We start from the raw sequence: 26,109 nt of genomic DNA on the forward strand, positions 1-26,109 counted from the left end.
TGCTCTGATGAATCGATTGAGACTTGAGTTAATATTATGTTTTTAATTATTAATCAATTTCTAGGTAACGCTCAAGATGAGACGCTGGGTTTTGCAGCACAGCCCACACTCATCTCTTGAAATTTACTCAAGATTATCATTACATAGGCCTCTTGCGTCACAGCAGATTTTGTTGGAGTGCAAGGCATAAGTGTGCTGGGTACGATTCCCTTAGCGCAAAGCTTAACATAGAGCCAGTTTGTAACCTAAGGATGTATATCGCATGAAAGTAAGGAAATTGAACTACCCGCAATTTAAGCTTGAAAAACAAAAAATATTATCGCTCATGCGTGAGTGGCAAAAAACGGCCAACGAGTTTTTTGAGCAAAATTACTCTAGACTATCCAACTCAGATTTACATTACCATTGGCGTGAATCTGTGCGCGATATGATAATTTTTTTAGAAAAGGATATTCCAGAGAACGATGAGCGTAATTTTGAAAAAAATGATTTCGCATTTTTTATCGCCGAGGATGATGACATACAAGGTATTGCATTAGGAAGTGGCCCCCACACCTATCGAAGCAACTCTAACGAATTCTTTGGAATCAGGGGCACATTTTTTGAAATTGAAGAGATGATCATTTCTGCACCCTCTATGCTTTCTCGATGTTATTCTATAGAGGGGGAGGGAGCTCATAAAAGAATTGGAAAAGAATTGTTGAAAGCAGTAGTTGATCACGTCAGTACTCTAGATAATCCATATCCTATTTCAGCAAGACCGCATTATAATAATCGGACTGCACATGATTTCTTTGAAAAAAATCTTTTTGAGTTAGAATGCGGTTCTATCGGCCATAGTTATAGATTAAAAGTAGCCAATTTTGTAAATATCGATAAAAATATTCATCAAGAACTTATGGCGAATAAGAGTACGGTAGTTATCGAGGACTATGAGTCCCTATCATTAGTTCCTTTTTGAGAGAAAATTATCCAGCAGCCAGCCTGTACGCTGTATTGATTAATCAATGGTCCAAAATTAATACCAAAATAATTAACTCATGGTTGGGCATCTGGTGTTTTCGTCGGCTTGAGATGTGATAAAAAGCGCAATTAATTCTGATGACTTATAAATGGCTATGGTGAATTGTGTTCCGAGGAGGGCAGACCACATCCTTGTGGCAGTGCATCGTCCTTGATGCGTTCAAATTATCCTTATTAAGACATCCGCTGTCCTTCCTCGTACTGATTCAAGCATAGCGAATAATTTTAATGAGTCATACTCCAAATAGCGCATAATCATGTAAGAAATCTCTTAATTTGAGTTTGATGCCCTCAAATGGGCCCGAATTTCTTGCAAAAGAAATTGTTAAAAACCTCACAGTGATTGCCCAATATGCTCCGCATACTTTATCAAAGGCATTGAATGCAGCGATGAAAGCACCCAATGGTTCCACACTTATCAAAGAGGCACTGTTCGCTAAGAATAAGATGGGGTTAAAAATAATAGAACGTCATGCACCCCAATGCCTGACTCAGGTACATTAAATGATTCAAGATAATCCAGACAAACCTGTCGAAGGTCAGCAACCTCCCAGCATTGTCCCTACAAAAATGAGCTTCTGGGAACGGAACCGAATTTCGACCACTGGGCTGACTGCAACAGTGGTTGGAGTCACCTCATGGTTTGCGACCAAAAAATAAGCAAGTACTGCTTTTTTATTGAAATGAGAAAGGATTTCAATAAAAAATGAAATAGCTTATCGCCTCAATTCAACTGGCTAATGCAACTTACTGAATTTAAGTGTGATGGCCAAATAACCTATTCGGCGTTTTCCCTTTCTGGTATGGTTCTTTCGTTCAGCGTGATAATTAGCCCAGATTGAAGTACAACTCTTGGCGCTTTTGGACAGGGCTGTCTTTTTTTTATATTATTAACATCATATTGACCCATAAGTTCGAACGTGAAATTATTTCTAGACCAAATTTATACAATTCTTGCCGCGATGCGGGATGTTGCGACCGCACAAGGAAAGCAATCTCTAACGGACATACAAGCCAGATCAATTAAAGCACTATATAAATATGTTTTTTCCCACCAGGATATATTAGCTTTAAATAGCCTCCCTTCAATTAAACCGGAACAATTTCCCAATTATTTTTCTTCAGAAGTGATTGCTGAATATGCATTACGTTTTCTTACCATGGCGTCATTAATGGATGGGGAAATTGATCATGAAAAAATTAAAACCTTGTTCCAATATGCCAAAGCTGTCGATATTTATCCCCATTATTTACTGCAATTACAAAAAACTTTAGAGAATGATATCAATTGGTTAATCAGAGACATAACCCTTAAAAATCTTGAAAGCTTCGATTTATTTCCTAATTTACAAAGAGAGGAGGATATTGACAAATGGCTCTTTCCCTATCGTGAGCACCATGATCCTGCTTTAGTAGCCAGGTATGAGCGTTTACAGAAATTACCGAAGGATTCTTTTGGTTATGGGATTTGGAAGCAATTTAAAGACAATAAGTACTTCTTTCCAGGGGAAGCAGAGGGGGCAAATTATGCCTTTATTATGCCTCATGATTCACTGCATGTTTTAAGCGGATATGATACTACTCCTTTCGGCGAATTATTAGTTTCTACCTTTACATCAACCATGCTTGAAAAGAATGCGATGGAAGGACATATCATCCCTGTATTTTATTCTTTTTATTTGGGTATTAAAATTAATAATCTTGCCGGGGCATCACAATGCAAAATGAACCCGGAAGCGTTTTGGGAGGCCTGGTATCGAGGTTCGCAAATGCAAATTAATCTCTTTGCGCATGACTGGTCTTTATGGGAAGTTGCTGAAATACCATTAAGTACGCTTCGCCAAAAATATTGTGTATTACCCAAAACTATTGAATAAGGGTAGGGTAAGTAAGGTTGCAACATCACAAAATAAACGTCTGCATTGAACCAGTCTGTTTCAATAAATACTTATTAAGTCTGATTACTGGTCTTATCGTATCTTTGGTTTAGGAGCCTTTTGATCGTAGTGGTTTTGTTGGCGTGAGCTGATAAAAAGGGCAATAAATTCTGATGAATTTTAATGCCATGTTGAATTGTGTTCCGAGGAGGCAGACCACATCCTTGTGGTAGTGCATCGTCCTTGATGCGTTCAAATTATCCTTATTAAGACATCCGCTGTCCTTCCTCGTACTGATTCAAGCATAGCGAATAATTTTAATGAGTCATACTCAAAATAGCGCATAATCATGTAAGAAATCTCTTAATTTGAGTTCGAGGCTCTCAAATGGACTGCTCATTTTAATTAAGCTGAGGAGTGTTAAAGCAAGCGAGGCTGGGCTGAAAAGCCAGCAAATGCCTCTGATAACTAGCCTCATACTAATGCTCAGGATTGTGGGCTGGGCTTTTCAGACCAGCCTACGCTCGCAGTCTTCAATTAAAAATTGCAGACCGTTGCTACGCTTGCTTTGTTTAAATCAAAATCTTAGACATTTTGGCAAAAAACAAGCATTGATATTCAAGAATATCTGTAGTTACGCTACGCAGTCGTTTTAAATTGGAACAAGATGGATGGGTTCTGTGAAGAAGCCGCGAAACGTAGAAGTCATGCTTTTTTTCGTGGGTATGCCCTGGGTGCGATGCTCTTTAAGTTTTTTTTGCTATCAATTAGATTTATGATGTCATAAATGGCTACTGGCGGTGAAAAATAAAACCCTTGCATTTCATCGCATCCCTCGTCGAGTAAAAATCGTAATTGCTGGGCATTTTCGACCCCTTCAGCAACTACTTTTATATTTAAGCTCTTACATAATGCAATAATCGATTTAACAATGCCTGCATTTTCGCGGTCCTGAGGCAAACCATCAATAAAAAATTTATCTATTTTTATTTTATTAGGTTTGAATTGCTTTAAATATTGAAAGGAACTATAACCAATACCAAAATCATCAATAGCGAATGATAGACCCATTTTTCGCAGTGATTCTAGAACGTTTGTGGTATGCTTAAGATCGTTCATCAGCTGCGTTTCAGTTAATTCGATTTCCAGTAGAGTAGGATCCAAAGATAATTTCTCTAAAAGTAGTTGAACAAATTTTACAATATCGTATTCAATTAGAAATTGCCGAGCGGAGAAGTTAATCGACACAGGAACGTGCAAATGCTCAAATGGGAAATTTCGACAAACTTCAAGTAAAACCCATTCACCAATGTAAACAATCAAATCCGATTGCTCAGCTAATGGAAGAAACGATCCTGGTAACATCAATCCTTCATCAGGATTTTGCCATCGTAGCAATGCCTCCACTCCGACAATATTTCCTGATTTTAAATCTACCTTAGGCTGATAATAGAGTCTGAAATCGTTTTCAGTCAGAGACTTGCGTAACTTATTCTCAATCTCAATGGAGTGTGTGACAATTTTCTGCAATTTTGTAGAAAAATATTCCACAGAGTTGCCTCCTGAGGCTTTAGCATGATTAAGTGCTATATCTGCATTTTGCAAGAGCGATAAACAATCAGTTCCATCATAAGGATAAATACTTATTCCCATGCTAATTGTTAATACAATGGTTTGATGATTAATAAGCAAGGGTGTTTTAACAATCGCCCTTATTCGTTCAACCACTGGTGAAATATCTTCGGGTTGTTTCATGTTGCTTAATGCAAAAACGAACTGATCTCCACCAATATTTGCAATAATAGAGCATGAATCACTTAAGTATTCATTAAACTTGGCAGCGATATTCTTAATGACCGCGTCTCCAACATCAAATCCCATGGATTCATTGATTTTTTTGAATCGATCAAAATCAACCATGATGAGCGCAATTAACGATTTTCTATTTCTATTAATTTCAGTTTCTAGAAACTCTTCTAAACCTGAGCGATTGACTAATCCAGTCAATTTTTCATGGTGAATAAAATAGATCATTTGGTCTTTATTGAATTTATTCTGAATGAGGCTTCCCAGGACATTGGATACTTTTTCTAAAGCAAGAATTTGTTCATGAGTCAGTTTTTTTACTTTTTTTGAAAAAAACATCAGCACGCCAAGGGTTTGACCTTGATATGCCAGGGGCAAGCCAAATGCGCAATTTAATCCAGCTTTTACAGCAAGATCATCTCGAATATATTTTTTATGTTCAACATAATCTGTCACGAGAATTGGCAGATTATCTCTTATCACCTCTCCTTGAAGCCCTTCGTTGATATCAATTTTTAACTGATAAGATTTTTCATAAAATTCCCTGACTTCATCATGAAAACTATGCCAAATTTTAATGCAATATAATGAACTCGTTGATTGGTCGATTAACCAAACTTCACCTTCATCCCATTCAAATGATAAGCAGCTTATTCTTAATATTGCTTCGACAGCAACTTCTATACTTTTTTCATTATGAGCCACGCTCAAGATTTGATCATAAAGTAAGAGTTCTCGCTTTGCATTAAAAAAACCAGACAAATCAGTAATAAAACCCATAATACAATTTTTATTACCTTGTTTGTCATAAATCAGACTGGGTCTATCAGCGACGTAGACAATTGTTCCGTCAGGCATTTTAACCCTGTATTCGAATAATTTTTCATTTTCTTTCTTGTTCACGGTATCTCGTAATGCTTGAATTACATTTGCTTTGTCGTCTTCATGAATCGATTGAAACCATAAATTCGGATTTTGGTAGATCTCTTGACGAGAACGACCGAACAATTTTTCTGCTGCTGGATTAATATAGGTAATTTTTGCTAGATCAACGGAAAATTGATAGAAGGGAGTAGAAATCATTTCGATGTATTGAAGTATTAATTCAGGCGAACCCTTTAGTAGCTTCTCATACTCGTTAATTTTAGAAATTAACTCATCTCGCTCTGCAGCAATCTTCTCGAGTTGAGAGGACACTTCCTTTTTAAATAAGGCGGGTTTCATTTATGGAAACTCCTTTTAGCCATTGCTCAAAGATCATTATATAAATTAACCATAGCACAAAGAGTCAGCACGCTGTAAATTATTGACTATTCTTAAGCTTATCCTTTGATTAGATTGACAATTAATTTAACCATAACCTATCCAAGATACATCATCAGGCTCTGTCAAAAATTTTATAAAAGACACAGGCGGTCTTTGTTTAGGGAGTCGCGATGCGACAAGCTCATAAAACTGCCTCCAAGCAGGCACATATCCCTCATTTGCCTTTGCCTCAATCAATAAATGCGAGTCTATAGATAAATCACAGGTTATTGATACATCCCCGCGCTGCTGTATTGGAAATTTCTTAATTATTTTTTAGAAAAACTTCAATTAGAGTAGTACTCGATGAATTTCATTGAAATGCTTGACTGGGTGTTTAATTTGATGACACAATGTTTTTATCTTTGATATTTCTGTTATCTGAAATGCAACAAACACGCTTACAACAAATGATGATGATGCGCTGCCTGGACACTGTTGTCGAGGTTGGGCGGAATTATTTGTAAACGGCGCTATCAAACTAATCCTCTCAATACCAGTGTCCAGGTTTCGAGACACTCACTCTCAATCTTATAAAGCGCTCAAATTGAAATTTGGTGGTAAAAATTCAACTTAATATTTTTTGCTGCTGAATTTAAGCCCAAAAAACATCCATAAATCAACGCGGGTTAATTTGGGGAAAAATGAGGCAATTATCATGATCATAGAGGATATTCAGTCAAAAATTTTTAACGTAGAGTTTGTATTAAAATCATATATTCAACGTCATGTCAAAGGAGTCGCACCTAAATATACTTATGCTGGGGAGGTAGGGATAAATCCAGCTTTTCAACGGATTGAAGAGGTTGACAGTTTCCTTAGGTCTAATGAAAAACGAATATTTGCTTTGCGCGGTGATTTTGTTCTAGCGACTGGAGTGAAAAACGCAGAACAGCAACATGGTTATCAGGGGTTAAAAGAAACCTTTGAAGAATCACAATATTCCTATTTAAATTGGAGCGATCGATACGGACATCCTTCCCTTGCCATAGCAGATAATCATTACGATGGTACTGTTTTGTATGCGGGATTTATTTGTCAACGTCACGGGCACCTGGAAGTTTTTTTATCGTCGGGAAGATATAATCGTTGTAATCGAATTAACGAGGGAATCTTACCACTAACAGAAGAACAGATTTATGTTGTTGAGTCCTATTTAGCATTAAAATTTCAAAAAGCGTATGGAATTCAGAAGGTTGTATTTTTTGATACAACGCCAGAAGAGGATGATGTTGACTCATCTTTATTCTTTACAAATACGCCATACCCTAATGACAAAAAACCTAGGACATACACTCCATCATCAATCGCTAAAGCGGTTAAGATTTCACATGATGATTCATATTATCTAAAGGCCCAAAACTACATCAAACACAATATTCCTTCGATTAAACCCAAATACAGTTATCCTGGTGAAGGTTGCATCAATCCAGGGTATCAAGATATTACCAGTATTCAATATCCCTTACTTCCACAAGAAAAGCGAATCTGGGCTTTACGAAGTGATTTTATTTTGGCAACTGGTGTAAAAAATGCTTATGAGAAAGAATATGGATACACTGGTTTTAAGGACAGCTTTAATGAATCACTTCATTCATTTATCAATTGGAAGGATCGCTATGGACATCCCTCACTCACATTACCTGAAGGCAAGTATGACGGCTCTGCATTTTATGCAGGTTATATTTGTCAACGAGAGGGTTATTTGCAAGTCTACCTTGTATCTGGACGATTTGAACGCACGGATTTGAATGAGGAGCAAACTCGTATACTGGAGGCCTATATCGCAGCTCAGTTTCAGACAGCCTATGGCGAGCAAGATATTGTTTTTGATTATGGGGACTCAGAGATTCCAAGCTATCATGCTACTTTTTTTAGCGGAGGAACATTTGACAAAACTAATCCTCAACGACGTTACAATCAATCATTGATAAGGGATATTTTGCAGAATATCCCTGTGGCAGCAAATGATGATGAAGATAGATTGGAAGAGAACAAAGTATTTTCAGTTTAAGATAATTGAAAGTGCAGTGAAGCAGCTTGGAGAGTACTATTGATTTTGTCGGGCTAATTGTAGCCCGACGTTTTGGTCATAGGGCTGTCATTTTTTTGCAGTGAATGATCCTAGACCAAATGCACTTGCTAGCATTTCATCAGGACTTATATCTTCGGTTAGATCAGCGCTTCTTTCAAAAAATCCCAGTTTACGTGAGAGATTTGCATCAGATTTTTTAGTATGGCTACTTTCTTGATCGTGGTTCATCATTTTTGACTCAAATAATGCGAGCATTTTTCTGGAGTTGACATCATAGGGGTTCTTATTATTTTTTACAGGATAATCAAAGTTCTTATGCTGAGGATTGAGCTCAATAATTTTCTTAATTACCGCTACTGAAGGATGGTCCGGATCAGCTCCATGCTTAATTAAGGCGTCGATGAGTCTTGAATCACCGCCACGTAATAATAAATAAGCAATAGGGTTAACCGAGCAATACACTGGGACACCTAAGTAAGTTTTAAGGTAAAAGGTACTGTTGAAATCAACATGATGCTTTTTTAGTAGTTCCAGATTACTCAAGGTATTTTGATGAGTATAACTTCCCTGGATGGCATTAAAAATAAGCGACCAACCTTTGAATTTTGTAATTGAAAAGGGCAAAGTTACTGATCCTTGTACCATTTTTTTTAGACCATGCGTATTTCCTGAAAGCAATAACCTTCGAAATTTTTCATATTCTCTACAATATTGTATGTGTTCTCCTATGAGTTTTTCTGCTGCTTCAAAATGTTGGGCTCGAGCAAAAAGAATAGGTTTTTGGAAGCTGGTATTTTGAGTATTTACTCTATTTTGGAGTAGGCATTGAACAACAGCTGCTGCCGGCAAAGAATCACGGTTAGAAGCGGACAGTTGATTATCTATAGCGCGGTGCAATGGTGTTTTTTTCATATGGTGATCCGGTGCATCCAAATGGGCACCCAAATCAATCAGTTTTTGGACTACCCCAATATCTTTGCCATATTCACAGGCCAAACCTAGCATGGTATAGCCATGGTGATCAAAAGCATTAGCAGCCAGATAAACTAGTTTAGAAGAGTATTTTTCAGGTTGAAATGACATAAATTTTTCTGGCCAATTTTCCTTATCTTTGTAAGGAAAAAAAGACATAATTTCCCTCAGTTGATCGAGTTGTTCTGCGGAAAGTTTCTCGCGAGTGTCGATATAATTTCTTGAATTATTAAAATAATAACGCATGATAAAGTCCCTGTTCTTGTTTTTATTAGTTTGCGGGCATTATATACACAATTTTCATATTTTTTAATTTTTTTACTTCAAAGTTCGACCTTCGTCTGCTTATCTTTAAGTCTGCACGCTCAAAAAAAGAAACTGCTTTTTTGCTGTTTACGCAAAAAAACCTTATAAAACAGGGCTCTTTTCCCTCAAATAACAGCTATTTATCTGATGTTCAGAACCTGAATGTTGATGGGTCGAAGGATAGAAGCCGATAATCTCGGAAAAATTTCCCTAAAGATAAGTTAAATCATCGGGAGAGTAATGTTTTCAGCATCCATCTTTAGTCATTTGATTAACCCGAGTGATAGCTTCTAAAACTTACTGGCAAAGGGGCTACATGCGAAGAACTCGCTGACAGATTAAACGCCTAGTTCAGCTCAGAATGTTCGCAGTCCAGTAACCCTTGCAATTCAGCTAAAGCGGTTTTATCGTCAATTCGAATTAAAGTAACCCATGCGGCTTTAATCTTATTGTAAGTTAAGATGCGTTTGAGTAATTGTTTCTCTTTTTTCCTTTTTAGCAATAATGTCCTGTAATTGCTGTTGTTTTTTGTCGAGGGATTGATAGTAATTTATCGCATAAACCAACGTTGGATTATTTTGTTTTTCAGCCCATTGTTTGATAATGGCTAACCTGTTTTTTTGATAATCTACTAAGTCCTTATCATTGTTCTTTGCAGATAAATACTGCAGATAATACATATCCAGCTGGAAGGGATGTTTATATAATCCTTGCTTCATAATGGCTTGATAGAATTCTTGTTCAAATTGATAGATCTTGGAATTTAAATTGGTCATTTGATGCTGTTTTAAGCTTTGATTCCATGGCGCATTGATTACATTATTATAAAGATTCATCATACCATCCCAAGTTGACTCTAACTCATCTCCTTGTTCTTTAATTTGCTGTTCTAATTCAGAGATTTTCTTAGTTTGCCGCTCTATAGAAAGCCCCACAAATTTTTTCGCTTCTGGAAGAAGGGAAAGAATTTTAGTTTCATTGGCTTTGCTTAAACCAACAAATTGATCTAAATCTGGATTCTGGATTGATTGAAGTTCATTCTGATATTGGTTAAATATTTTTTGGATGGCTAGTTGATTAAAATTCGCAATACGCGAAGAAAACTGGTCCTTCATAAAATAATCGGCCCATAGCAATAGATAATAATCAGAAGTACTGATAGGGACATTTACGGTCATGTCGTCTAATATTGCTTGCTGATGCGCAGTAAATACATCGTTTGAGGGTTCTTTCAGTGGCTCACCAGTTAAGATGCTAATTCCCGTATACGCTTCCGTAAACGAACGTTCATAACCTTGATAAGTAGCTCCATCAGCATCGGCTGTGCACCCTGAAGCATAATGGTCTGGAGTTGCGGCAGTAAACCCACAAATTTTAGGGTTAGCACTGGGATAGCCATTTTTTAATTTAACCGATAATTGATGAAAGCCTCCGGAATAACATTGCGACATAGCAAACACAACGTGACGGCTTGGAACCTGTTCGAGCAGTGAGCGGAGTTCGTTTTTAGAGAGGCAGGCTTTATTAAAATCGTTCTCGTTAGTAAAGTTATTGATAAACGGTTTTTTATAGTGCCATAAATCGATGCAATTATTACTGTAGGGATTGGTACTTTTATCTTCAAAAAAACCATAAGGCATTCCATGGTCGCTAACAAAAAGGAATAAGTCCTCATTGGGTTTTAAGGAGCGGATTTTTGGGGATAAAAAATAAGTACTGACTTGTCCTTTTGTGGCACTCTGGTTGTTGGTAATGATACCCGTCAGCATGAGATCCGTTATATCGTATTTATCCTGCTTTGTATTCATTTTTTTATGAACATCTAAAGGTAGGGGCTGATGCAGTTCATTGTTTCCTGCTCCAAAAAAAAGGCTCACTCTGTCCTGACCATATTGATGCGCTAGGAACTCATAAAGAGTTTTTGTTTGTAGGTATTGTGAATAATGATTAAGCCCAGGATTATCACCACCAGAAAGAACCAGAATTTGACTGGCAGTATTTCCAACAATGACGTGCAAATAAAAAAAGGTAAAGAGTAAGGAGCGTTTCATTAAATTCTCAAACAAGATCGCTGGGACAATTTTTAAATACTAGCATGAGTAGGGTGGGGTAAGCATTTATTTAAAAGAATACCCTTCTTTTCACCAATAGTACTCTCTTCTTCTAAAAGGTATAATGGATGAACCCCTATCAACGGTAAATGAAAATCTGATGAAACAGTCTTTAAAGGTATGTTCGATTTGTGAGAAGTCTTTTCCTCTAAATAGACTGATTTCTGGCGAATTAATTCGCCCAGAGATTAGCAAAGAGATTATGCATCTCTGCCCCGATTGGAATGATCAACACTTCATATGTCATGAAGATCTAGCGGTAATGCGCTCACGCTATGTCCGCCATTTGCTCACATCTGATAAAAATGAACTGACAACCTTAAAGAATAAAGTTCTAGCTCGGCTGGATGACAAAGAATTATTATCTATAGATATGGAGCCTCATCTTAATCAAAAATTATCACTAGGCGATCGCCTTGCAGACCGCATGGCCAACTTTGGTGGCAGCTGGAAGTTTTTAATCTCTTTTTCGATTTTTATGGCATTTTGGCTAGGGGCAAATTCATTGATTTATTGGTGGCAACCTACTGATCCATATCCCTTTATTTTTCTAAATTTAATTCTATCATGCCTTTCTGCAATTCAAGCACCAGTCATTATGATGAGTCAAAATCGAAAAGAGGCAAAAGATCGCATTCGCGCACAACATGATTATCAAATTAATTTGAAAGCGGAACTTGAAATTCGTATCTTGCATGAAAAAATCGATCATCTTTTATCATACCAATGGGAAAAAATGATGGAAATAGAAAAAATACAACTCGAGTTATTATCTGAATTACGCGCAAACTAAATTAATTTTCATTTCCGCCTATTGTATTGATGGTTCTGACGAACGTTTTATCAGGCATAACTATTAGCTATGCTGGTTTTTTCTCTTGCATTAACCATAGGGCCGGAAGAGTCAACAAAGCCATCGCGATCAAATAAATGGAAAAGGCAAAATTTATGAAAATATAACTTAAGAGTAAAATAATCAGCGGCGCTGTACCGCCAAATAAAGAATTGCTTAGGTTAAAAAATAAAGTAAAACCAATGGCTCGTTCTTCTAGTGGTAATAGTTCAAGACTCGCGGTAAATACACTGCCAATAAAAAGAGAGATAATCATCGCCAAAGCACTGCAAGCCAAAGTAATCTGTATTAAGGTTCCTGCATTAATTAAATAATTGATCAGGAGACTGGCAAAAACAGTTGCAATCAAACTGACTGCTAACGGGAATTGTCTTCCTAGAGTATCCGAGATAAATCCTGAGAGAAGTAAGCCTATGCTGTAACAAATCATTGCCACCATAATTACATCCATCGCTACGGTTATTGCTAATCCGCGTTGTTGTAAATACGATGGCATATAAACAAAAAGAGTATAAAAACTGGCATTGCAAAAAATTGCTAGAAGAAAAATAGCAATAATTGCTTTTTGCCGATAATGCCAGGCACTTATTAATGGATGATGTTGTCTTTTGGTCATTACTTTTGAAAAATTGGTCACTTCTCTGGTCTTACTTCGCAAATAAACTCCAGCAAAACCAACGAATATTCCCATTAAAAAAGGGAAACGCCAAAGGTAAAGGAGTTCCTGTTTGGAAAAAAATGACAAGGTTATTTTGCTGATGATGATTGCCAGTAACAACCCACAAATAGAACCCAGAGTGACAAAGCTAACGGCGAACCCTTTATGACGCATACTGACATTTTCATAGATGTAAATACTTGCTAAGGTCATTTCCCCGGCTACGGAAACTCCTTGGGCTAATCGACAGATAGTTAGCAATATGGGGGCGATAATGCCTGCGGTTTTATACGTAGGTAATAAACCAATAAAGCTTGATGAAAACGTCATGACTAAGAGAGTGAGCGTCAATGTTTTTTTCCGACCAATAGAGTCACCTAGATTCCCTAACCAGTAGGCGGCCAATGGTCGAATTAAAAAGCCTGCTGCAAAAATAGCAAATGTTGCAATTAACGCAACGTGTTGATTGGCAATAGGAAAAAAAAGAGACGCTAAAATTGGCGCCATAAACCCATAAATTGCGTAATCATACATTTCAAGCAGAGTGCCTAAGGATGCTGCAGCAATAATTTTTTTATTCATAATCCAAACGATGGTGTTTTTTTTGCGTGATAACCCAGCAAGCTAGATTGGGAAAAATGCCCCAACCTATCTGCCAGGAGTTAGTCTAGGTCTTAGGACACACAGGATACTAAACCATCCTTAATCTGTTTTACTCCTTGCGCTACTTTTTCCATACTCAACGCATAACAAAAACGTAAGACATGTTTTCCTTTATCCGGATTTAAATAAAATGAACGTCCAGGAACCACGGCAACTTTGGCTTGATCTAATAATACGCGCGTCATGGTCGCATCATCTTTAAAGCCCATGCGGGAAAAATCAGCCATAATATAATAAGCTCCTTGAGGAACGGTCACATCAAAACCAATCTCACGTAATTCTCGAACTGTATGATCTCGTTTTTCCAAATAGGTTTGACACATTTTTTGATAATAACTGTCTTGTAATTTAAACGCGTCAATCGCCGCATGTTGTAAGGGGGTTGCCGGACACACATATACTAGGTCCTGAACCAGGGCCATTTTCGCAATGACATGGGCCGGACCACTGGCATAACCTAAACGCCATCCCGTCATATTATACGTTTTTGAACATCCTGAAATCGTGATCGTGCGTTCTTTAAAATTTTTCAAACTAGCAAAAGACACATGTTTATAGCCAGGATAAGTAATATATTCATAAATTTCATCCGTGATTACTGCTAAATCATAGTGTTCTGCAATGTCACCGATGGCTAATAATTCCTGCTCAGAAAACACTTTGCCGCAAGGATTACATGGCGTGCAAATGATAATTGCCCGGGTTTTAGGGGTAATCGCTTGTTCAAGGTCCTCCATTTGAACGCTTAAGTCATGCAGATTAATGGGGACCGCTTTAACTTGAACTTGATACAGCTCTAAAATATTTTTGTGGTAGCCATAGAAGGGTTCAAACAAAATAACTTCATCCCCTGGATTAAACAAAGAAATCGTCGCACAAATAAAAGCACCGGTGGAACCATGAGTTACCAGAACTTCTGTTTCGGCCTGAACTGGAATTTTATTAAAAGTTTGAATTTTATGAGCAATGGCATGACGTAAATTAAATACCCCTTCACACGCAGAGTACACATTTTTTTCTTGCTCAATCGCACGTATCGCAGCCTGTTTAATGACCTCAGGAGTAGGTAAATCACAAATACCCTGGCCTAAATTAATGCCGCCAATTTTTTCACACTCCGTGCTTGCCGCACGAATACCAGATTGCCGCAAAGTTTCACTCACTTGACTCGTTTTCAGCATGTTGCCTTTCCTCTTTTGATTCTTAATCCTGTATTAGAAAACTCTCTCTTCGATTACCATTAAAAATCGTTGCACTATCTCAAGACGCTCATCCGCAAAATTTCCTTTCAAAAATAGAGGCATATAGGCAGGAAAGAATATCATTTAAAACTCCTTCACCCAAGAAACACCTACTCTTAGCACTAGGTATTTTATAGTGGGCAAAAACTGGGTGTCTCTTTGCATCATGACTTATAACAATAAAATCGTCCAGTTGAAATCGTTAAATATGCATATTGTATTAACTGTGATCAATTGGTAATATATTGAGCACTTTGGAAGAGGGGAATGATAATTTACCCAATCTTCTGTTCTGAGGTGGATATCCACTATTTTTAATGATCAAGAGGTCATGATATGAAACGGTTTTTTGAGAAAGCAATAGACGCGAGTTCTCCTAAAGTAAATGCTCCTAATGAACATAAAGTTCATGGAGTTTATTGCCGGGCGAAAGATTTGATTCATAAAAATAAAAAGTTTATTGAAGAATTACAACATGATCATGGCAAAGTTAAAGGGGGATGTATCGCCGTTTTAACCTTACCCGCTGTAATGAATGTTGGGCGTTATGCGAAATGCGGTGGAATATGCTGAAGAAGTAGTTGAGACTGTTGCTCGTTCAATAGTCTAAGCGTTTCATTCAGATTTTTATAGCGAGCATACACAAAGTGGAATTGAACGACCTTATGTTCCCTATGCAATTTTGACACAGCAGCTGATTCAAGACAGTTGCTGCGTTGCTTTGCTGTTGAGCTGAAGGAATTAAGCCCTGAATCTAAATGACCATTCCTATATTGGGAATTTCTTTATCTAATTCATCAAAGATACCATTATTAGAAAAAAGATTTTGTTCAAAGGTTTCTAATTTTCTGAGCGAGTCTGTTTTAGTATTAAAAAAAGTTCCGATATAGCCTTGTTCAGAATAGATTTCTGTCAACAACCCTGGAACCACAGTAAGACCAGCAATAATTCCGGCTATTGCTTTGACACACACGATAAGTGCTTTCAATAGGGGATTCAGTTCATTATACCACTTTCCTTTGCCGCGAAAGTTGGCAAAATCAATTTTTGCGCTTGTTATTGATCCCTGACACTTTTGTTTGAAATCCTCAAAGCTTTTTTGTGAAATTGGATTATTGAAAAAATCGGCACCACTTTCGATTAAGGTAGCTTCTAATTGTTGAGCAATTGGAGCGACACTCAAGTAATTAGGATCAAAATTATCATTCGAAACAGGTGGTTCATCGAGATAAGGAGATGCATAAGCTATCGTTCCTTTATGAGCCAACTCGTGTAATTTATGTTTGAGCTCCCGGAGCAATTGATTATATTTATATTCTTCTCTTTTAATGGCCAACATCGCTGCGAATTTCTTTTCTACTTTAGGTAATGCCTGATGAACTATAGGTAGGTCATAGTGCTCTGATATATGGGTTTTGACTCTTATGAGTAATCTATCTACCAGGTCTGAGAGATTATTATCAGCAATTTTATAGAGATTAAGGTTCTTTCTTAGGAGAAGAAGTGATTCTAAATCAAATTCTGATAAGTTACCGGCTGCTAAAAAGAGAGAAGAGGATTGGATCGCATTTTTAATATGTTGGTCGGGAATAATAACTGCGCTGAATGTATTATAATGATTATAAAATTGACGTTCCCCATCAACAACACTCCCTGGAAATTTATCTGCAATCGCATGGGCAATTTGAGAAAAATTAATTTGCTCTTCTTCGCTTATAGAAGCTTCGTTCATTTTAACACCGAACTCAAGAGCTGAGACTTTTTGACTCACGGGAAAAAAAATAGTGCTTTTATGACCTGGACGAAAGACACATTTAAGCGGCTTCCCTTGTAGCAAAGGCAATACGCCTGCTGATTCAAACAGCATATATTCGATTATATCTAGTTGATTTAGTTGCTCTTCTTCATAATGAAAACCTGCGGGCCTAAGTTGGCGATTAATAAGCTGATATAAGGACATAATTTGTTACACCAAAATGAATAACACAAAAAATTGGCCAACTGTAACACGAGATCAAGCGAATTTCATTCTAATTTAATTATTTATCATCGAGTTACCTACTGTCCTGGAATAATTACAAATTATTCCTTGGAAAAATAATATTTTCTTAATAATTAAAAAGTATAATTTCGGTACAATTTGTCCTTTATAAGAGCTTATATGAGAGCAAAATCGGAACTTGAAAACAATACCAATCCAGCTGATGAGTCAGTGATAATCATTAATCCTACTCAGTTGAGTCAAGAGCAGATCCCCTTCCTAATCGATTTTTTGGAGGGTGATGATAATCCCGAAGTGTTTTTAAAAGATACGGTTTATACACATGAGTCCATCCGATTTAAATTAACCCATGAACTGAATTGGCGCTTGGGAAAAGACGGCATCAGTGAATGTTTTGAGGTAATGAGAGACGGCCAAGCAGCCAGCGGAAAATTTGGACGTATTGACCTTATCGAAGGGAAGTTGGTTTTTAACGAAAGGGGGCTTGAATTTATACCCATATCTTTAAAACCACATAAAGAGAGAGTGAGAAAATTCATTTTATTTAAACAAGAGAAAGAAGAAGCAATATGGCGTAAAAGCATTAACGAAGAATATAAACGAACCAAACAAGCGGGTCATTTAAAAGTAAGAAAACCTGTCTTTTTTAGAGATCATGATGGATCACTTGGTGCGTATTTTATCATTAAAAAAGCCCCTGGGATTACTTTACATGATCTTTTGTATGGGACGCCGCAAGAACCACTGGACACGGCTACCCGAAAAGCAATTTCCCTTGCCATTCTCGATGCATATATAGAACAAGTAAAAAGGAGAGGTTTAGTGCACAATGATATTTCTCTTAGAAATATAATGGTGGATCTTTCTAACCCCAAGCAGCCAATTGTTACTTTTATAGATTTCGCTTTTGCCAAGAAAATAAAGGTTAACGATTCTGGTTCTTTAATAAGGGGTACTCCAGTGTATATGGCTCCCGAGCGATTCGAGGGAGATGGGAGCAGTACAGCAAGCGATGTGTTTGCTTTAGGACATATTCTCGCTGAGATTTGGGGAGAACAAAGAATGATCCCTAATCCTAAATTAGGCATCAAAGGGGTTTACCTTGAAAGCAAAAAGGGTTTATTTGACAGCGATCTTATCCACCTTGAGGAGTGCGAACTCAGTGAGAACGAAAAAGAGAGTATAATGTATGTGTTACTCCCAACGTTAGCTCCGAAACCTGAACTTCGGCCTAGTCCTGAGGAAATAAAAGAAGTTTTTACAAGGGATTATGAGTATCTTGAGGAACTAGTAGACGTTCATTCCAAAAATTCGCTACCCTGAAAAGTTGAATCAAGTCGCCTAGCTGCCAAGCTCAGAATAGAAATGGCTGCCCTCACCCTAGCCCTCTCCCCAAGGGGAGAGGGGATTTTTGGGGGAGGCTGTGAATACCTTTCTCGCCTTGAATGGTGTTACCTATCATATCGGTTGCTCATGACACTAAATTCATTCTAATAGCTGAAAGTACTCTGTCCGGGACGAGGAAATTGATTAAAAATAGGGGGATTACATTTCTGCATTCAAGGTTTACTATAAAGTCACTTGAATCAAGCTGCTGATTTTCTACTCTATAAAATCTCTGATTGCAGCAAGTCTGAATTACTATATTATTTTACACAATTACCCGAAGCCTTTAAGGAAGCCTGCATGCGTCAATTATTGATTACGATTTTGATTTTTTTGTTGTCAGACGCAGCATCTTGCGCACCTGTTTTCGAGATTATTCCTCTTGGAGTCTATGGCGGTTTGAAAGATGGGAATTTATCCGCTTATTTATTAAAAACAATCGAGAGCGAAAATTATACGGCCCTTGATGGGGGTACTTTGATGCGTGGGCTTGAAGTTAGCCTCCAGAAGCAATCGGTATTAAATAAAAATATTGACGATTTGCTGCAAAAACATATTCCGGCTTACCTCATTTCTCATGCACATCTTGATCATCTGATGGGGCTTGTAATGGCTCAACCCGAATTACGAGCGCAGCAGACAATTATGGCACGCGAAGAAACCATGCAGGCATTGCAGAAAAATATTTTTAATTGGTCTGTTTGGGGAAATTTTGGTGATGGGGGTGAAATTCCGCACTTGAATTATCAGCATTATCAAACCATACCATTGCTGCAATGGACTGCTATTCCTAATACCGATCTACAGGTAAAAACGTTCCCTTTAAGTCATGGTGGAATGGCATCAAGCGCCTTTTTAATACGTTATAAGACTGAATATCTCTTATACTTGGGGGATACGGGGGCTGATCGCATTGAAAAATCGACAAATTTGGAAACTATTTGGAAGGAAATTGCGCCACTCATAAGAAATAAGCAGCTTCATGCCATCATGCTCGAGTGTTCCTTTTTAAACTCACAGCCAGATGACAAATTATTTGGGCATTTAAAACCAAGTTTATTTATGTTTGAGTTGCGCCAACTGGGGTCAATTGTTGATCCTTTCGATTTAAAAAACGCACTGCGGGGATTGCCAGTTATTGTTACTCACATCAAACCCAGATTAGTGGATTTTTCAAATTCGAAAGAGGATACACGAAAGCAGGTTATCGATGAATTGTCGCAGGAAAATGATATCGGTGTCGCATTAATTAAACCTGAGCAAGGTTCAATGTTAAGTTTATAATAGATATGATTGAAGTGAGTTGAAAGTCTTAAGAAATCATAGTCTGAAACTTAATCCAGCAAGCTTGGGTGAAACCAAGTGAAGCCTGGGTTAAGGTCCTATGGACTTGCGCCTCAACCCATATTTCTTTTGAATTATTCTATACTCTTAGATAGGCAAATTAGAGGAATGAACTATGACACAGGGAAGACCCGAGTCTGAAACAATGGATGATGCCATCATAAAAACGCTAAATAAATTATTAGAGCTTGAGATGGCGGGGGTTGTGCGCTATACCCACTACTCTTTTATGATATTTGGTTTTAATCGTATTCCTATCTGTAAATGGATGCGGGATCAGGCTCAAGAGAGCTTAAATCACGCTCATTTAATAGGGGAGCTCATCACCCATTTTTCCTATCACCCTACACTTAAAATTGGCACATTATTAGAGACTCATCAGCATAATATTAGAACTATTTTGGAGGAGTCTCTTGAGCATGAGAAACAAGGTTTGAATTTATATTATCAACTCTTACACCATTCAGAAAAAAAGTCAGTGTTAGTTGAAGAGTTTGCCAGAAAAATGATTCAAGAAGAAGAAATGCATGTTGGCGAAATCTATAAAATGCTTATGTCGCCTGAAACGTTGAAAGATTAGGAGGATCTATTGAATAATAAAGACGTCCCTGTATGCAACAATTTTTAATGCGGTGCAGTAAATCAAGCAAACCTGGTCTGAGCAATGCAGGGGGCGTATGAATCTGCGCACAGCCTAAGTTTGCTCGTCTGGCCGTCATTACGTTAATAACGGACTCTCGATTGCGAGTTCCCAGAATAAAAGTGCTGTCGTTCTTGAATTTACCCAAGCAATAAAGTCCAGTCAGGCTCTTGATTCAATGGTTGTTCTTGTCTTGTTTTTAGCAAATTATCATTTTAATATACCATTGGTTTATCTTCATGCCTTAGTGTTTTTAAATGAATCATTGCGCATGAGCAGAGTAGGTGGAAACCGCAGAACCATTCTACATGTTGATTATTTAAGAAATCTCAATAGTTTCTAATCTCCGGGGGGCACATGGGTTTTGATTTTCAAAAATTTAGAGTAATTGAACTCACCTTAAATCGTGGTGTCGGTAAGACCAAAGAGACCATACAGCGATTTAAAGACTTAGTAAAACCGATTCACTCAGTTTCTTGTGTCAGGCATATCTTTATCTTCAATGAGGTTGAAGATCAAAAAGCTTTTGCTGAATTATTAGAAGAACTCAAAGATAAAAATAAAGCCTGCAAACTGATGACGGGCTTGGAGGCCTATAATTTTTTATTAAGCTGGATTGTAGGGGGCGAATATCGAGTTGCTAAGCCGGGGTCTAAATTACCTTTGTATAACGACAATCATGTATTAGGGAAATTCAAAACAAATTGGGCTTACTTTTTATCTACTCAAACAGATACTCAGCTCAAGCGGGAGTACACCAAAATTGTCTCCCAATTGTTAGAAGAAGCTCATGAAATTCGAAAACGTATCGAGCTGGGCCTTTATGGTGCTGATACACAACTTAGAACGACGCTCGATAGGGTGATCGATAATATTTGCTTTTCAAAAAAAAATGCACTTCCTGTTGCTTATGAGCAAATGCACGAAAGCAGAAAAAAATATGTATTGTCAGTGATGCAAATATTGCATAAAAAAATCAGAGTCATTAGCAATATTCTGCAAAAAGAGGCGTCTCCATCTCAAAATGAGACGTTGGCAAAAACAGGACATAGCAAACAAATGGCTTGTTCAAATCAACTCGCCATTACTTAAAACAAATGTAAAAACCGCAGTCAGCGAGGGTTTATTAAAATCCTCTAATAAAACAAACCGACAAATTCATCATTTTTTCAAAAAAGAGGGTTTGTTTTGTTCTGAGGAATTTAGAAAACAATCTTACAAAAAAGCGTGTGAGGAAAGCCAGGGAGATTATAAAGAATATTTATCAACTCAATACAGCAAAACGCTTTGAATCACTTTTAAGAAATCCTTGCTCTAAAAGATACACAGATAATTGAAATAAAACAAAATGTGATAAGGATAAGGTTGCACATTTTGAAGAAAAAAGGAAAATAATAAAAAATGCTACAAACCTTTATAAAAGGCCATCGAGCGATGTTAATTATTTTTGGTGGGTTGCCAGGCACAGGAAAAACTACGATTTCTAAAATCATAGCCCAGCGTATAAAGGCAGTTTATCTGAGAGTAGACACCATTGAGCAGGCTTTACTTAACGTAGATGGCTATCCTGATTCATTGATAGTAGGTTCAGAGGGGTACTTTATCAGTTATGCAGTCGCTCGAGAGAATTTGGCCTTAGGCTTAAACGTGGTCACCGACTCGGTTAATCCGATTGCAATCACACGCCAACATTGGCAGCAAGTAGCCAAACAAGCGGGAGCAGATTTCATCGAGATTGAACTCATTTGTTCCGATGCAACAGTTCACCAAAATCGGGTAGAAGGACGTATTGCCGATTTAGAGGGGCATAAACTGCCTACATGGCAAGATGTTTTGGATCGCCACTATGAACTTTGGCAAAGCAAACAAATGGTGATTGATACGTCCCAATATTCAATCGATGAGTCCGTGGAGCTAATTATGAATTTTATAGTGAACCTTTGCGGGAAAAAGTAGCAACTGTCCAGGCCTTTTGTTTAAGACGGTTGGCTACGATGAAACATAGTCGCTATGCAGACACTTGGAATCAGTTATAGTCAGATGAAATAGTGTAAATAGGTAAGTCTTGAATTTTTTATTAAGCTGTTACTAATAAAACAGTCTAACTTTCTAATTTTCCTATCTGGATGGCGGAGGGAACGGTGGCGTCTAAGTGTAGATAAAACCGATCAGTATTGCAAAGAGCCAGATTAGAGCCACGATTTTTCATATACCATTGCAGTTCTTCATTATCTTCTTTACTTAAATGATTTGATTGTTGAAATTCTGTTATTAATTCATTGAGTTGCTCTTTTAACAAAATGATATGTTTCCGTTGAGACGCAGTTAATGGATTTTTAAAAAAAGCAAATAGATTATCTGCAGTGGCGTGTCGTTGAGTGTATTCCTTTGAATGAATTATTTTTTCATAACATGCCTCAAGAAAATCAAGTTTTTCGGTTATTGATGAGAACCTACCAATTGAAGTTGCCAATTCATTTTTTGAAAAAGAGCCCTCCTGATAAGTACTTTTGAATTGCTTGGAGATTTTTTCCAGTTCTATTTTTACTTTTTCTGGATTCTTTTCTCCGAATTTAGAAATAAGCTGCATGTTCACCAGCATTGGAATTATTTCTTTTACTGAATTTTCATCAATTAATACTTCTTTGCCAAAATTTTTAAATTTAAGTATGGTTAAATTCTTATCCGTTCCATCAGTATATTTTCCAAATATCAATTTTTGAACGTGGTCAGTGATTTTATCTTTTTCAGGAATTAACTGATCTTCAAGAGTATCAATTAGCTTGCAAATTTTTTTAAACTCAGTGGTAGAAGTTTTACCAAACAAACGATACTTCAGTGTAAGCAACTCGGTGTGCTTGTGATGGCTGCCCTCCTTGTCCTTATAAATACTATTAAGCGTTTTTTGGAAGGCCTTCATCTGTTTAATCAACATATCATATGGATAGCCCAAACGATTAATATCAACGTGATAGAGTTTTTTCCAAACATCACTTTGATTCACCATATGCCAAACTATGGCAAATCCATCATCACTTAACAGTGGAGGATCGTAACTCCTGAATAAACGCACTTGATCCATATCATTACGATGAAGCATTTCAATGAAACGCTCTTCACCACTTTTCAATTTCATCCCTTTTGTGGGATGTACAAAAGCAAGAAACTCACGGTCTATTATTTCCCACATGGTTTTTGACCATTTTAGTTTGGTATGTTGAGAAATAATCTGATGCATATGATTTAACATCAGATTGAAATCTGGTCTGAGAGTGCCTTGTATTTTTGCATGATACACATCATGCTCTGTTACTACAGGCATGGGACTGTCAGCATACCCATGGATATCTTTTGTAGGTGTTTCAACGCCACTATCCTGCACACTAATTGCAGTCGGTCTATAGTTATATTCAACGGCCTCTTTTACTGCATCAATTCCTACCTTTCCTATTTTGGCACGATTTGCAGCAGCGCCATTAACTCCATACCGTGCAATTTGCAGTGCTTCAATAACACCGAAAGATAAGTAAAGATCATATTCCTCTCCTTGATATGTTGCCCTATGCCAAGAACTATTTCTCAGCAGAGCATTTCCGAGTTGGAAAGGCTTGTTTCGTGGAGCAATAATTTTCGGATTATTTTTTGAAATAAAAAAAACTTGTTCTGATTTGGGTGCAGCTAAAATAAGGTACAGTAATCGTTCATACTGCTCCCCAGTCAGTGTTTCACCATAGATACTTTTTGCAATCGCTGGAAAGAGTAGTTCAATAGCCTCTTGGGTAAGTTTCCCATGTTTATCAAAAATAGAAAACGTTTTCACCAAAGGATATTCTTTAGGAATTTGGGCTCTGGCGAGTATCGTAGTTATTTGTTGGCGCGTGATTTTGTTCTGTTTGAAAAGCCACAACGCGTAAAAAGTATGTTCTTCTTTATTTAAGGCTGGGTTTTCAAAATCACCACTTGCAATTGCGTTTGCAACTCGTTCCAAGCCCTCAGCATCAAGAGTGATATGTGCCGGAATGGTAATTTTATTGCCATTTAAAAAGTCATCAAAATCATCAGAATGTAGGGTTCTTTCTGGATCTACAGGAAACTTTTTTGTTTTAGGGTCTATGAACCCAGGATGTTTGTATTTAGCATTTTTATTTTCTCTAGGAGCAAACACGGGTAATTTTGGATCAAAAGTGACATCAACACCTGGTGGAATTTCCGGCGAGAAAAAACGACCAAAAAAAGATTGCCACGCAGCAGTGGCATCTTCAATAGTACTAATTTCAGCGAAACCAAAATTATCAGGCATAAAATTTAATTAAAAAAGAACACTTGGGTTAATTATTATACCAGATAATTATTAGGATATGATTAACAAAACGTGAATTTGCAACTGGATCTTAAGGTATTGTCAATTTTTTAACAATGATATGGATTTTAATGGATAAGTTGCTTCAATAAAGTCTTGTGAAGGCGGAAATTTTTCCATTGATCCAAGGGTAAAGGCTGCCGCAGAACCGGCAGTAGTTGCAGCAAATGCACTTAATAAACAGTGAATGGTTTAATCTGAACTATGGTCTTCCCCATAATCTATGGAAAAATACCTTTAGATCAATGAAGTGAAGCACATAGAAAATCTAAATATTATTTTGAGTTGTCCTAACGGTCAAGATTGTCGCATCCTCAGGCGATTCACTCTTAACAAAATTAAGCTCTTTGGTTAAAAAGTCAAGGCAATTATACGAAGTAGGGCCAGATGTTCGATGCTTGGCGATACTTAGTTGCATTCTTGCTATTTCAAAATCAGGTGGATTTTCATTTAAAGCAGCAGTAACAAGATCTAATTGTTTATCAATAATTTTTTTATTTTGGCTACCCATTCGAAACGTAGAAAACCATTGCCCCTTTATGTGGGCTGCATAGGCTTCTTTTATACCTAGAACGGCTTCTTTCAGCATGTTCAAATCCCTTTGAGCTTGATTGATTCCACCTACTTCTAAATCTTGTACGGGGTCAGGAATAACTTCTCTCATTGCCCTCAAAGGATGGGCTGCAAATCTGTTTTTATCGGTGCAAAAAGAAAAGGTGTTTCCATAATATCGTGGAGTGGGTAATCTACCTAAATTTTCTGCAACGGGTAGCCCACTGACAATATCCATGTCCAGTCTGTAATTACAAAATTGAGCAAGAAGATCGGGGCGCTTTTCAGTTAATGATCGGCCATGGAGTGAATCGATAGAGGCTGTATTGAATGTTCTCACATGTAATTTTCTTGAGTCTCGCAAGTCTTTATCTGTGGCATAGGCTCGAGCTCCGACATATTGAGCCAGGTGTCCTCCTAGAGAATGTCCGACGATAATTATTTCCCTATTGGGAAACCGTTTTTTTGCCTGCTCATAAAAATCATAAGCTTCTTCCTGTAATTTTTTTCCTACGGTACCCGTTAAGGTTAGATTAATATTGGAAGACACGTCCTTAATCGACGCTGTTCCTCTGTACGAGATGATAATAGGGGAAGGGGATTTGTCATCTATTGGTTTAAGACAAACAGCCGCTAAAGCGTCAGAAGCATCTGCTTCGGGATTGGTTTTAGCCTGGATCTCGTATTCAGCTTTAGTGATACCCTCTATTAATGTCTTGGTTTTGATGTAGCCTTCACTCGTTTCGTTTTCGTCTTCGCGCAACTTATTCTCTTTTCCTTCAATACGATACGCGAGCTGTGCTGCATCGAGTAATAATCTAATAGTACATTTTGGCATAACAAATTCTCTCAGACATGGGATACTTAGTTATGTGGGTAAAAAAAAACTAAGTGCTCTTAAGGAATTCTATCACGGCTATTCATTTTTGTAAAAATATTATACTTTTACTATATTTATTGTATCGCTTTGTAAAT

Annotated in this window: 19 protein-coding genes; 11 read left to right on the top strand and 8 right to left on the bottom strand. The window is 37.3% G+C overall.

Going from position 1 to position 26,109, the window contains the following annotated elements; all coding sequences use genetic code 11:
- Positions 1-262: 262 nt before the first annotated feature.
- From EL022_RS06840 to EL022_RS06850, 3 genes are all read left to right on the top strand, one after another.
- Positions 263-961, top strand: coding sequence for a hypothetical protein (locus EL022_RS06840; protein WP_028381107.1), 699 nt, complete (start codon positions 263-265; stop codon positions 959-961).
- 347 nt (positions 962-1,308) lie between these two features.
- Positions 1,309-1,527, top strand: a complete 219-nt coding sequence (locus EL022_RS06845) for a hypothetical protein (protein WP_028381106.1) — start codon at positions 1,309-1,311, stop codon at positions 1,525-1,527.
- 416 nt (positions 1,528-1,943) lie between these two features.
- Positions 1,944-2,900: a hypothetical protein gene (locus tag EL022_RS06850; RefSeq protein WP_028381105.1), complete on the top strand. Its 957-nt coding sequence runs from the start codon at positions 1,944-1,946 to the stop codon at positions 2,898-2,900.
- Positions 2,901-3,605: 705 nt separating this feature from the next.
- Here EL022_RS06850 and EL022_RS06855 read toward each other — a convergent pair.
- Positions 3,606-5,930, bottom strand: coding sequence for an EAL domain-containing protein (locus EL022_RS06855; RefSeq protein ID WP_051544453.1), 2,325 nt, complete (start codon positions 5,928-5,930; stop codon positions 3,606-3,608).
- Positions 5,931-6,669: 739 nt separating this feature from the next.
- Between EL022_RS06855 and EL022_RS06860 the strand changes: the two genes are divergently transcribed.
- Positions 6,670-8,025 carry a hypothetical protein gene (locus EL022_RS06860; protein ID WP_035900840.1) on the top strand — a complete coding sequence of 452 codons (1,356 nt, stop codon included), beginning with the start codon at positions 6,670-6,672 and terminating at the stop codon, positions 8,023-8,025.
- An 87-nt stretch (positions 8,026-8,112) separates the two neighbouring features.
- Here EL022_RS06860 and EL022_RS06865 read toward each other — a convergent pair whose 3' ends face one another.
- Together EL022_RS06865 and EL022_RS06870 are read right to left on the bottom strand one after the other, a co-directional pair.
- Positions 8,113-9,264: an ankyrin repeat domain-containing protein gene (locus EL022_RS06865; protein WP_237761227.1), complete on the bottom strand. Its 1,152-nt coding sequence runs from the start codon at positions 9,262-9,264 to the stop codon at positions 8,113-8,115.
- A gap of 506 nt (positions 9,265-9,770) precedes the next feature.
- Positions 9,771-11,375, bottom strand: a complete 1,605-nt coding sequence (locus EL022_RS06870) for a hypothetical protein (protein ID WP_241972262.1) — start codon at positions 11,373-11,375, stop codon at positions 9,771-9,773.
- A gap of 160 nt (positions 11,376-11,535) precedes the next feature.
- Between EL022_RS06870 and EL022_RS06875 the strand changes: the two genes are divergently transcribed.
- Complete coding sequence (locus tag EL022_RS06875) at positions 11,536-12,228, top strand: DUF1003 domain-containing protein (protein ID WP_028381101.1); 693 nt, start codon at positions 11,536-11,538, stop codon at positions 12,226-12,228.
- A 67-nt stretch (positions 12,229-12,295) separates the two neighbouring features.
- Here the strand turns inward: EL022_RS06875 and EL022_RS06880 are convergent, their stop codons facing one another.
- The gene (locus EL022_RS06880; RefSeq protein ID WP_028381100.1) at positions 12,296-13,528 is read right to left on the bottom strand and encodes an MFS transporter; all 1,233 of its coding nucleotides are present in this window, start codon (positions 13,526-13,528) and stop codon (positions 12,296-12,298) included.
- Positions 13,529-13,620: 92 nt separating this feature from the next.
- Entirely contained in the window at positions 13,621-14,790 is a 1,170-nt protein-coding gene (locus EL022_RS06885; RefSeq protein WP_028381099.1) for a pyridoxal phosphate-dependent aminotransferase, read from the bottom strand.
- A gap of 396 nt (positions 14,791-15,186) precedes the next feature.
- On the opposite strand from EL022_RS06885, the gene EL022_RS06890 reads away from it, so the two are divergent.
- A complete protein-coding gene (locus EL022_RS06890; protein ID WP_126325134.1) occupies positions 15,187-15,423 on the top strand; it encodes a hypothetical protein in 237 nt (78 codons plus the stop codon).
- Positions 15,424-15,604: 181 nt separating this feature from the next.
- On the opposite strand, the gene EL022_RS06895 is transcribed toward EL022_RS06890, so the two are convergent.
- On the bottom strand, positions 15,605-16,810 hold the full coding sequence (locus EL022_RS06895) for a hypothetical protein (protein WP_028381097.1): 1,206 nt from the start codon (positions 16,808-16,810) through the stop codon (positions 15,605-15,607).
- Between the two features lie 201 nt (positions 16,811-17,011).
- On the opposite strand from EL022_RS06895, the gene EL022_RS06900 reads away from it, so the two are divergent.
- From EL022_RS06900 to EL022_RS06920, 5 genes are all read left to right on the top strand, one after another.
- Positions 17,012-18,175 (top strand): serine/threonine-protein kinase, encoded by a 1,164-nt coding sequence (locus tag EL022_RS06900; protein WP_051544452.1) that lies wholly within the window; start codon positions 17,012-17,014, stop codon positions 18,173-18,175.
- A gap of 363 nt (positions 18,176-18,538) precedes the next feature.
- Entirely contained in the window at positions 18,539-19,522 is a 984-nt protein-coding gene (locus EL022_RS06905; RefSeq protein ID WP_028381096.1) for an MBL fold metallo-hydrolase, read from the top strand.
- 175 nt (positions 19,523-19,697) lie between these two features.
- The gene (locus EL022_RS06910) at positions 19,698-20,162 is read left to right on the top strand and encodes a ferritin-like domain-containing protein (RefSeq protein WP_028381095.1); all 465 of its coding nucleotides are present in this window, start codon (positions 19,698-19,700) and stop codon (positions 20,160-20,162) included.
- A 417-nt stretch (positions 20,163-20,579) separates the two neighbouring features.
- Positions 20,580-21,314, top strand: a complete 735-nt coding sequence (locus tag EL022_RS06915) for a hypothetical protein (RefSeq protein WP_126325136.1) — start codon at positions 20,580-20,582, stop codon at positions 21,312-21,314.
- 309 nt (positions 21,315-21,623) lie between these two features.
- On the top strand, positions 21,624-22,178 hold the full coding sequence (locus EL022_RS06920) for a P-loop nucleotide/nucleoside kinase family protein (RefSeq protein ID WP_237761229.1): 555 nt from the start codon (positions 21,624-21,626) through the stop codon (positions 22,176-22,178).
- Positions 22,179-22,323: 145 nt separating this feature from the next.
- Here the strand turns inward: EL022_RS06920 and EL022_RS06925 are convergent, their stop codons facing one another.
- Together EL022_RS06925 and EL022_RS06930 are read right to left on the bottom strand one after the other, a co-directional pair.
- Complete coding sequence (locus tag EL022_RS06925; RefSeq protein ID WP_028381092.1) at positions 22,324-24,522, bottom strand: hypothetical protein; 2,199 nt, start codon at positions 24,520-24,522, stop codon at positions 22,324-22,326.
- A 328-nt stretch (positions 24,523-24,850) separates the two neighbouring features.
- Positions 24,851-25,972: a lipase family protein gene (locus tag EL022_RS06930; protein ID WP_051544451.1), complete on the bottom strand. Its 1,122-nt coding sequence runs from the start codon at positions 25,970-25,972 to the stop codon at positions 24,851-24,853.
- Positions 25,973-26,109 lie beyond the last annotated feature (137 nt).

This window comes from Legionella cherrii (assembly GCF_900635815.1).
Classification (GTDB): domain Bacteria; phylum Pseudomonadota; class Gammaproteobacteria; order Legionellales; family Legionellaceae; genus Legionella; species Legionella cherrii.

Coding starts and splice junctions, on each gene's coding strand:
- EL022_RS06840 (WP_028381107.1), top strand. CDS start 263: ATGAAAGTAAGGAAATTGAACTACCCGCAATTTAAGCTTGAAAAACAA.
- EL022_RS06845 (WP_028381106.1), top strand. CDS start 1,309: ATGCCCTCAAATGGGCCCGAATTTCTTGCAAAAGAAATTGTTAAAAAC.
- EL022_RS06855 (WP_051544453.1), bottom strand. CDS start 5,930: ATGAAACCCGCCTTATTTAAAAAGGAAGTGTCCTCTCAACTCGAGAAG.
- EL022_RS06860 (WP_035900840.1), top strand. CDS start 6,670: ATGATCATAGAGGATATTCAGTCAAAAATTTTTAACGTAGAGTTTGTA.
- EL022_RS06865 (WP_237761227.1), bottom strand. CDS start 9,264: ATGCGTTATTATTTTAATAATTCAAGAAATTATATCGACACTCGCGAG.
- EL022_RS06870 (WP_241972262.1), bottom strand. CDS start 11,375: ATGAAACGCTCCTTACTCTTTACCTTTTTTTATTTGCACGTCATTGTT.
- EL022_RS06875 (WP_028381101.1), top strand. CDS start 11,536: ATGAAACAGTCTTTAAAGGTATGTTCGATTTGTGAGAAGTCTTTTCCT.
- EL022_RS06880 (WP_028381100.1), bottom strand. CDS start 13,528: ATGAATAAAAAAATTATTGCTGCAGCATCCTTAGGCACTCTGCTTGAA.
- EL022_RS06885 (WP_028381099.1), bottom strand. CDS start 14,790: ATGCTGAAAACGAGTCAAGTGAGTGAAACTTTGCGGCAATCTGGTATT.
- EL022_RS06890 (WP_126325134.1), top strand. CDS start 15,187: ATGAAACGGTTTTTTGAGAAAGCAATAGACGCGAGTTCTCCTAAAGTA.
- EL022_RS06895 (WP_028381097.1), bottom strand. CDS start 16,810: ATGTCCTTATATCAGCTTATTAATCGCCAACTTAGGCCCGCAGGTTTT.
- EL022_RS06900 (WP_051544452.1), top strand. CDS start 17,012: ATGAGAGCAAAATCGGAACTTGAAAACAATACCAATCCAGCTGATGAG.
- EL022_RS06905 (WP_028381096.1), top strand. CDS start 18,539: ATGCGTCAATTATTGATTACGATTTTGATTTTTTTGTTGTCAGACGCA.
- EL022_RS06910 (WP_028381095.1), top strand. CDS start 19,698: ATGACACAGGGAAGACCCGAGTCTGAAACAATGGATGATGCCATCATA.
- EL022_RS06915 (WP_126325136.1), top strand. CDS start 20,580: ATGGGTTTTGATTTTCAAAAATTTAGAGTAATTGAACTCACCTTAAAT.
- EL022_RS06920 (WP_237761229.1), top strand. CDS start 21,624: ATGCTACAAACCTTTATAAAAGGCCATCGAGCGATGTTAATTATTTTT.
- EL022_RS06925 (WP_028381092.1), bottom strand. CDS start 24,522: ATGCCTGATAATTTTGGTTTCGCTGAAATTAGTACTATTGAAGATGCC.
- EL022_RS06930 (WP_051544451.1), bottom strand. CDS start 25,972: ATGCCAAAATGTACTATTAGATTATTACTCGATGCAGCACAGCTCGCG.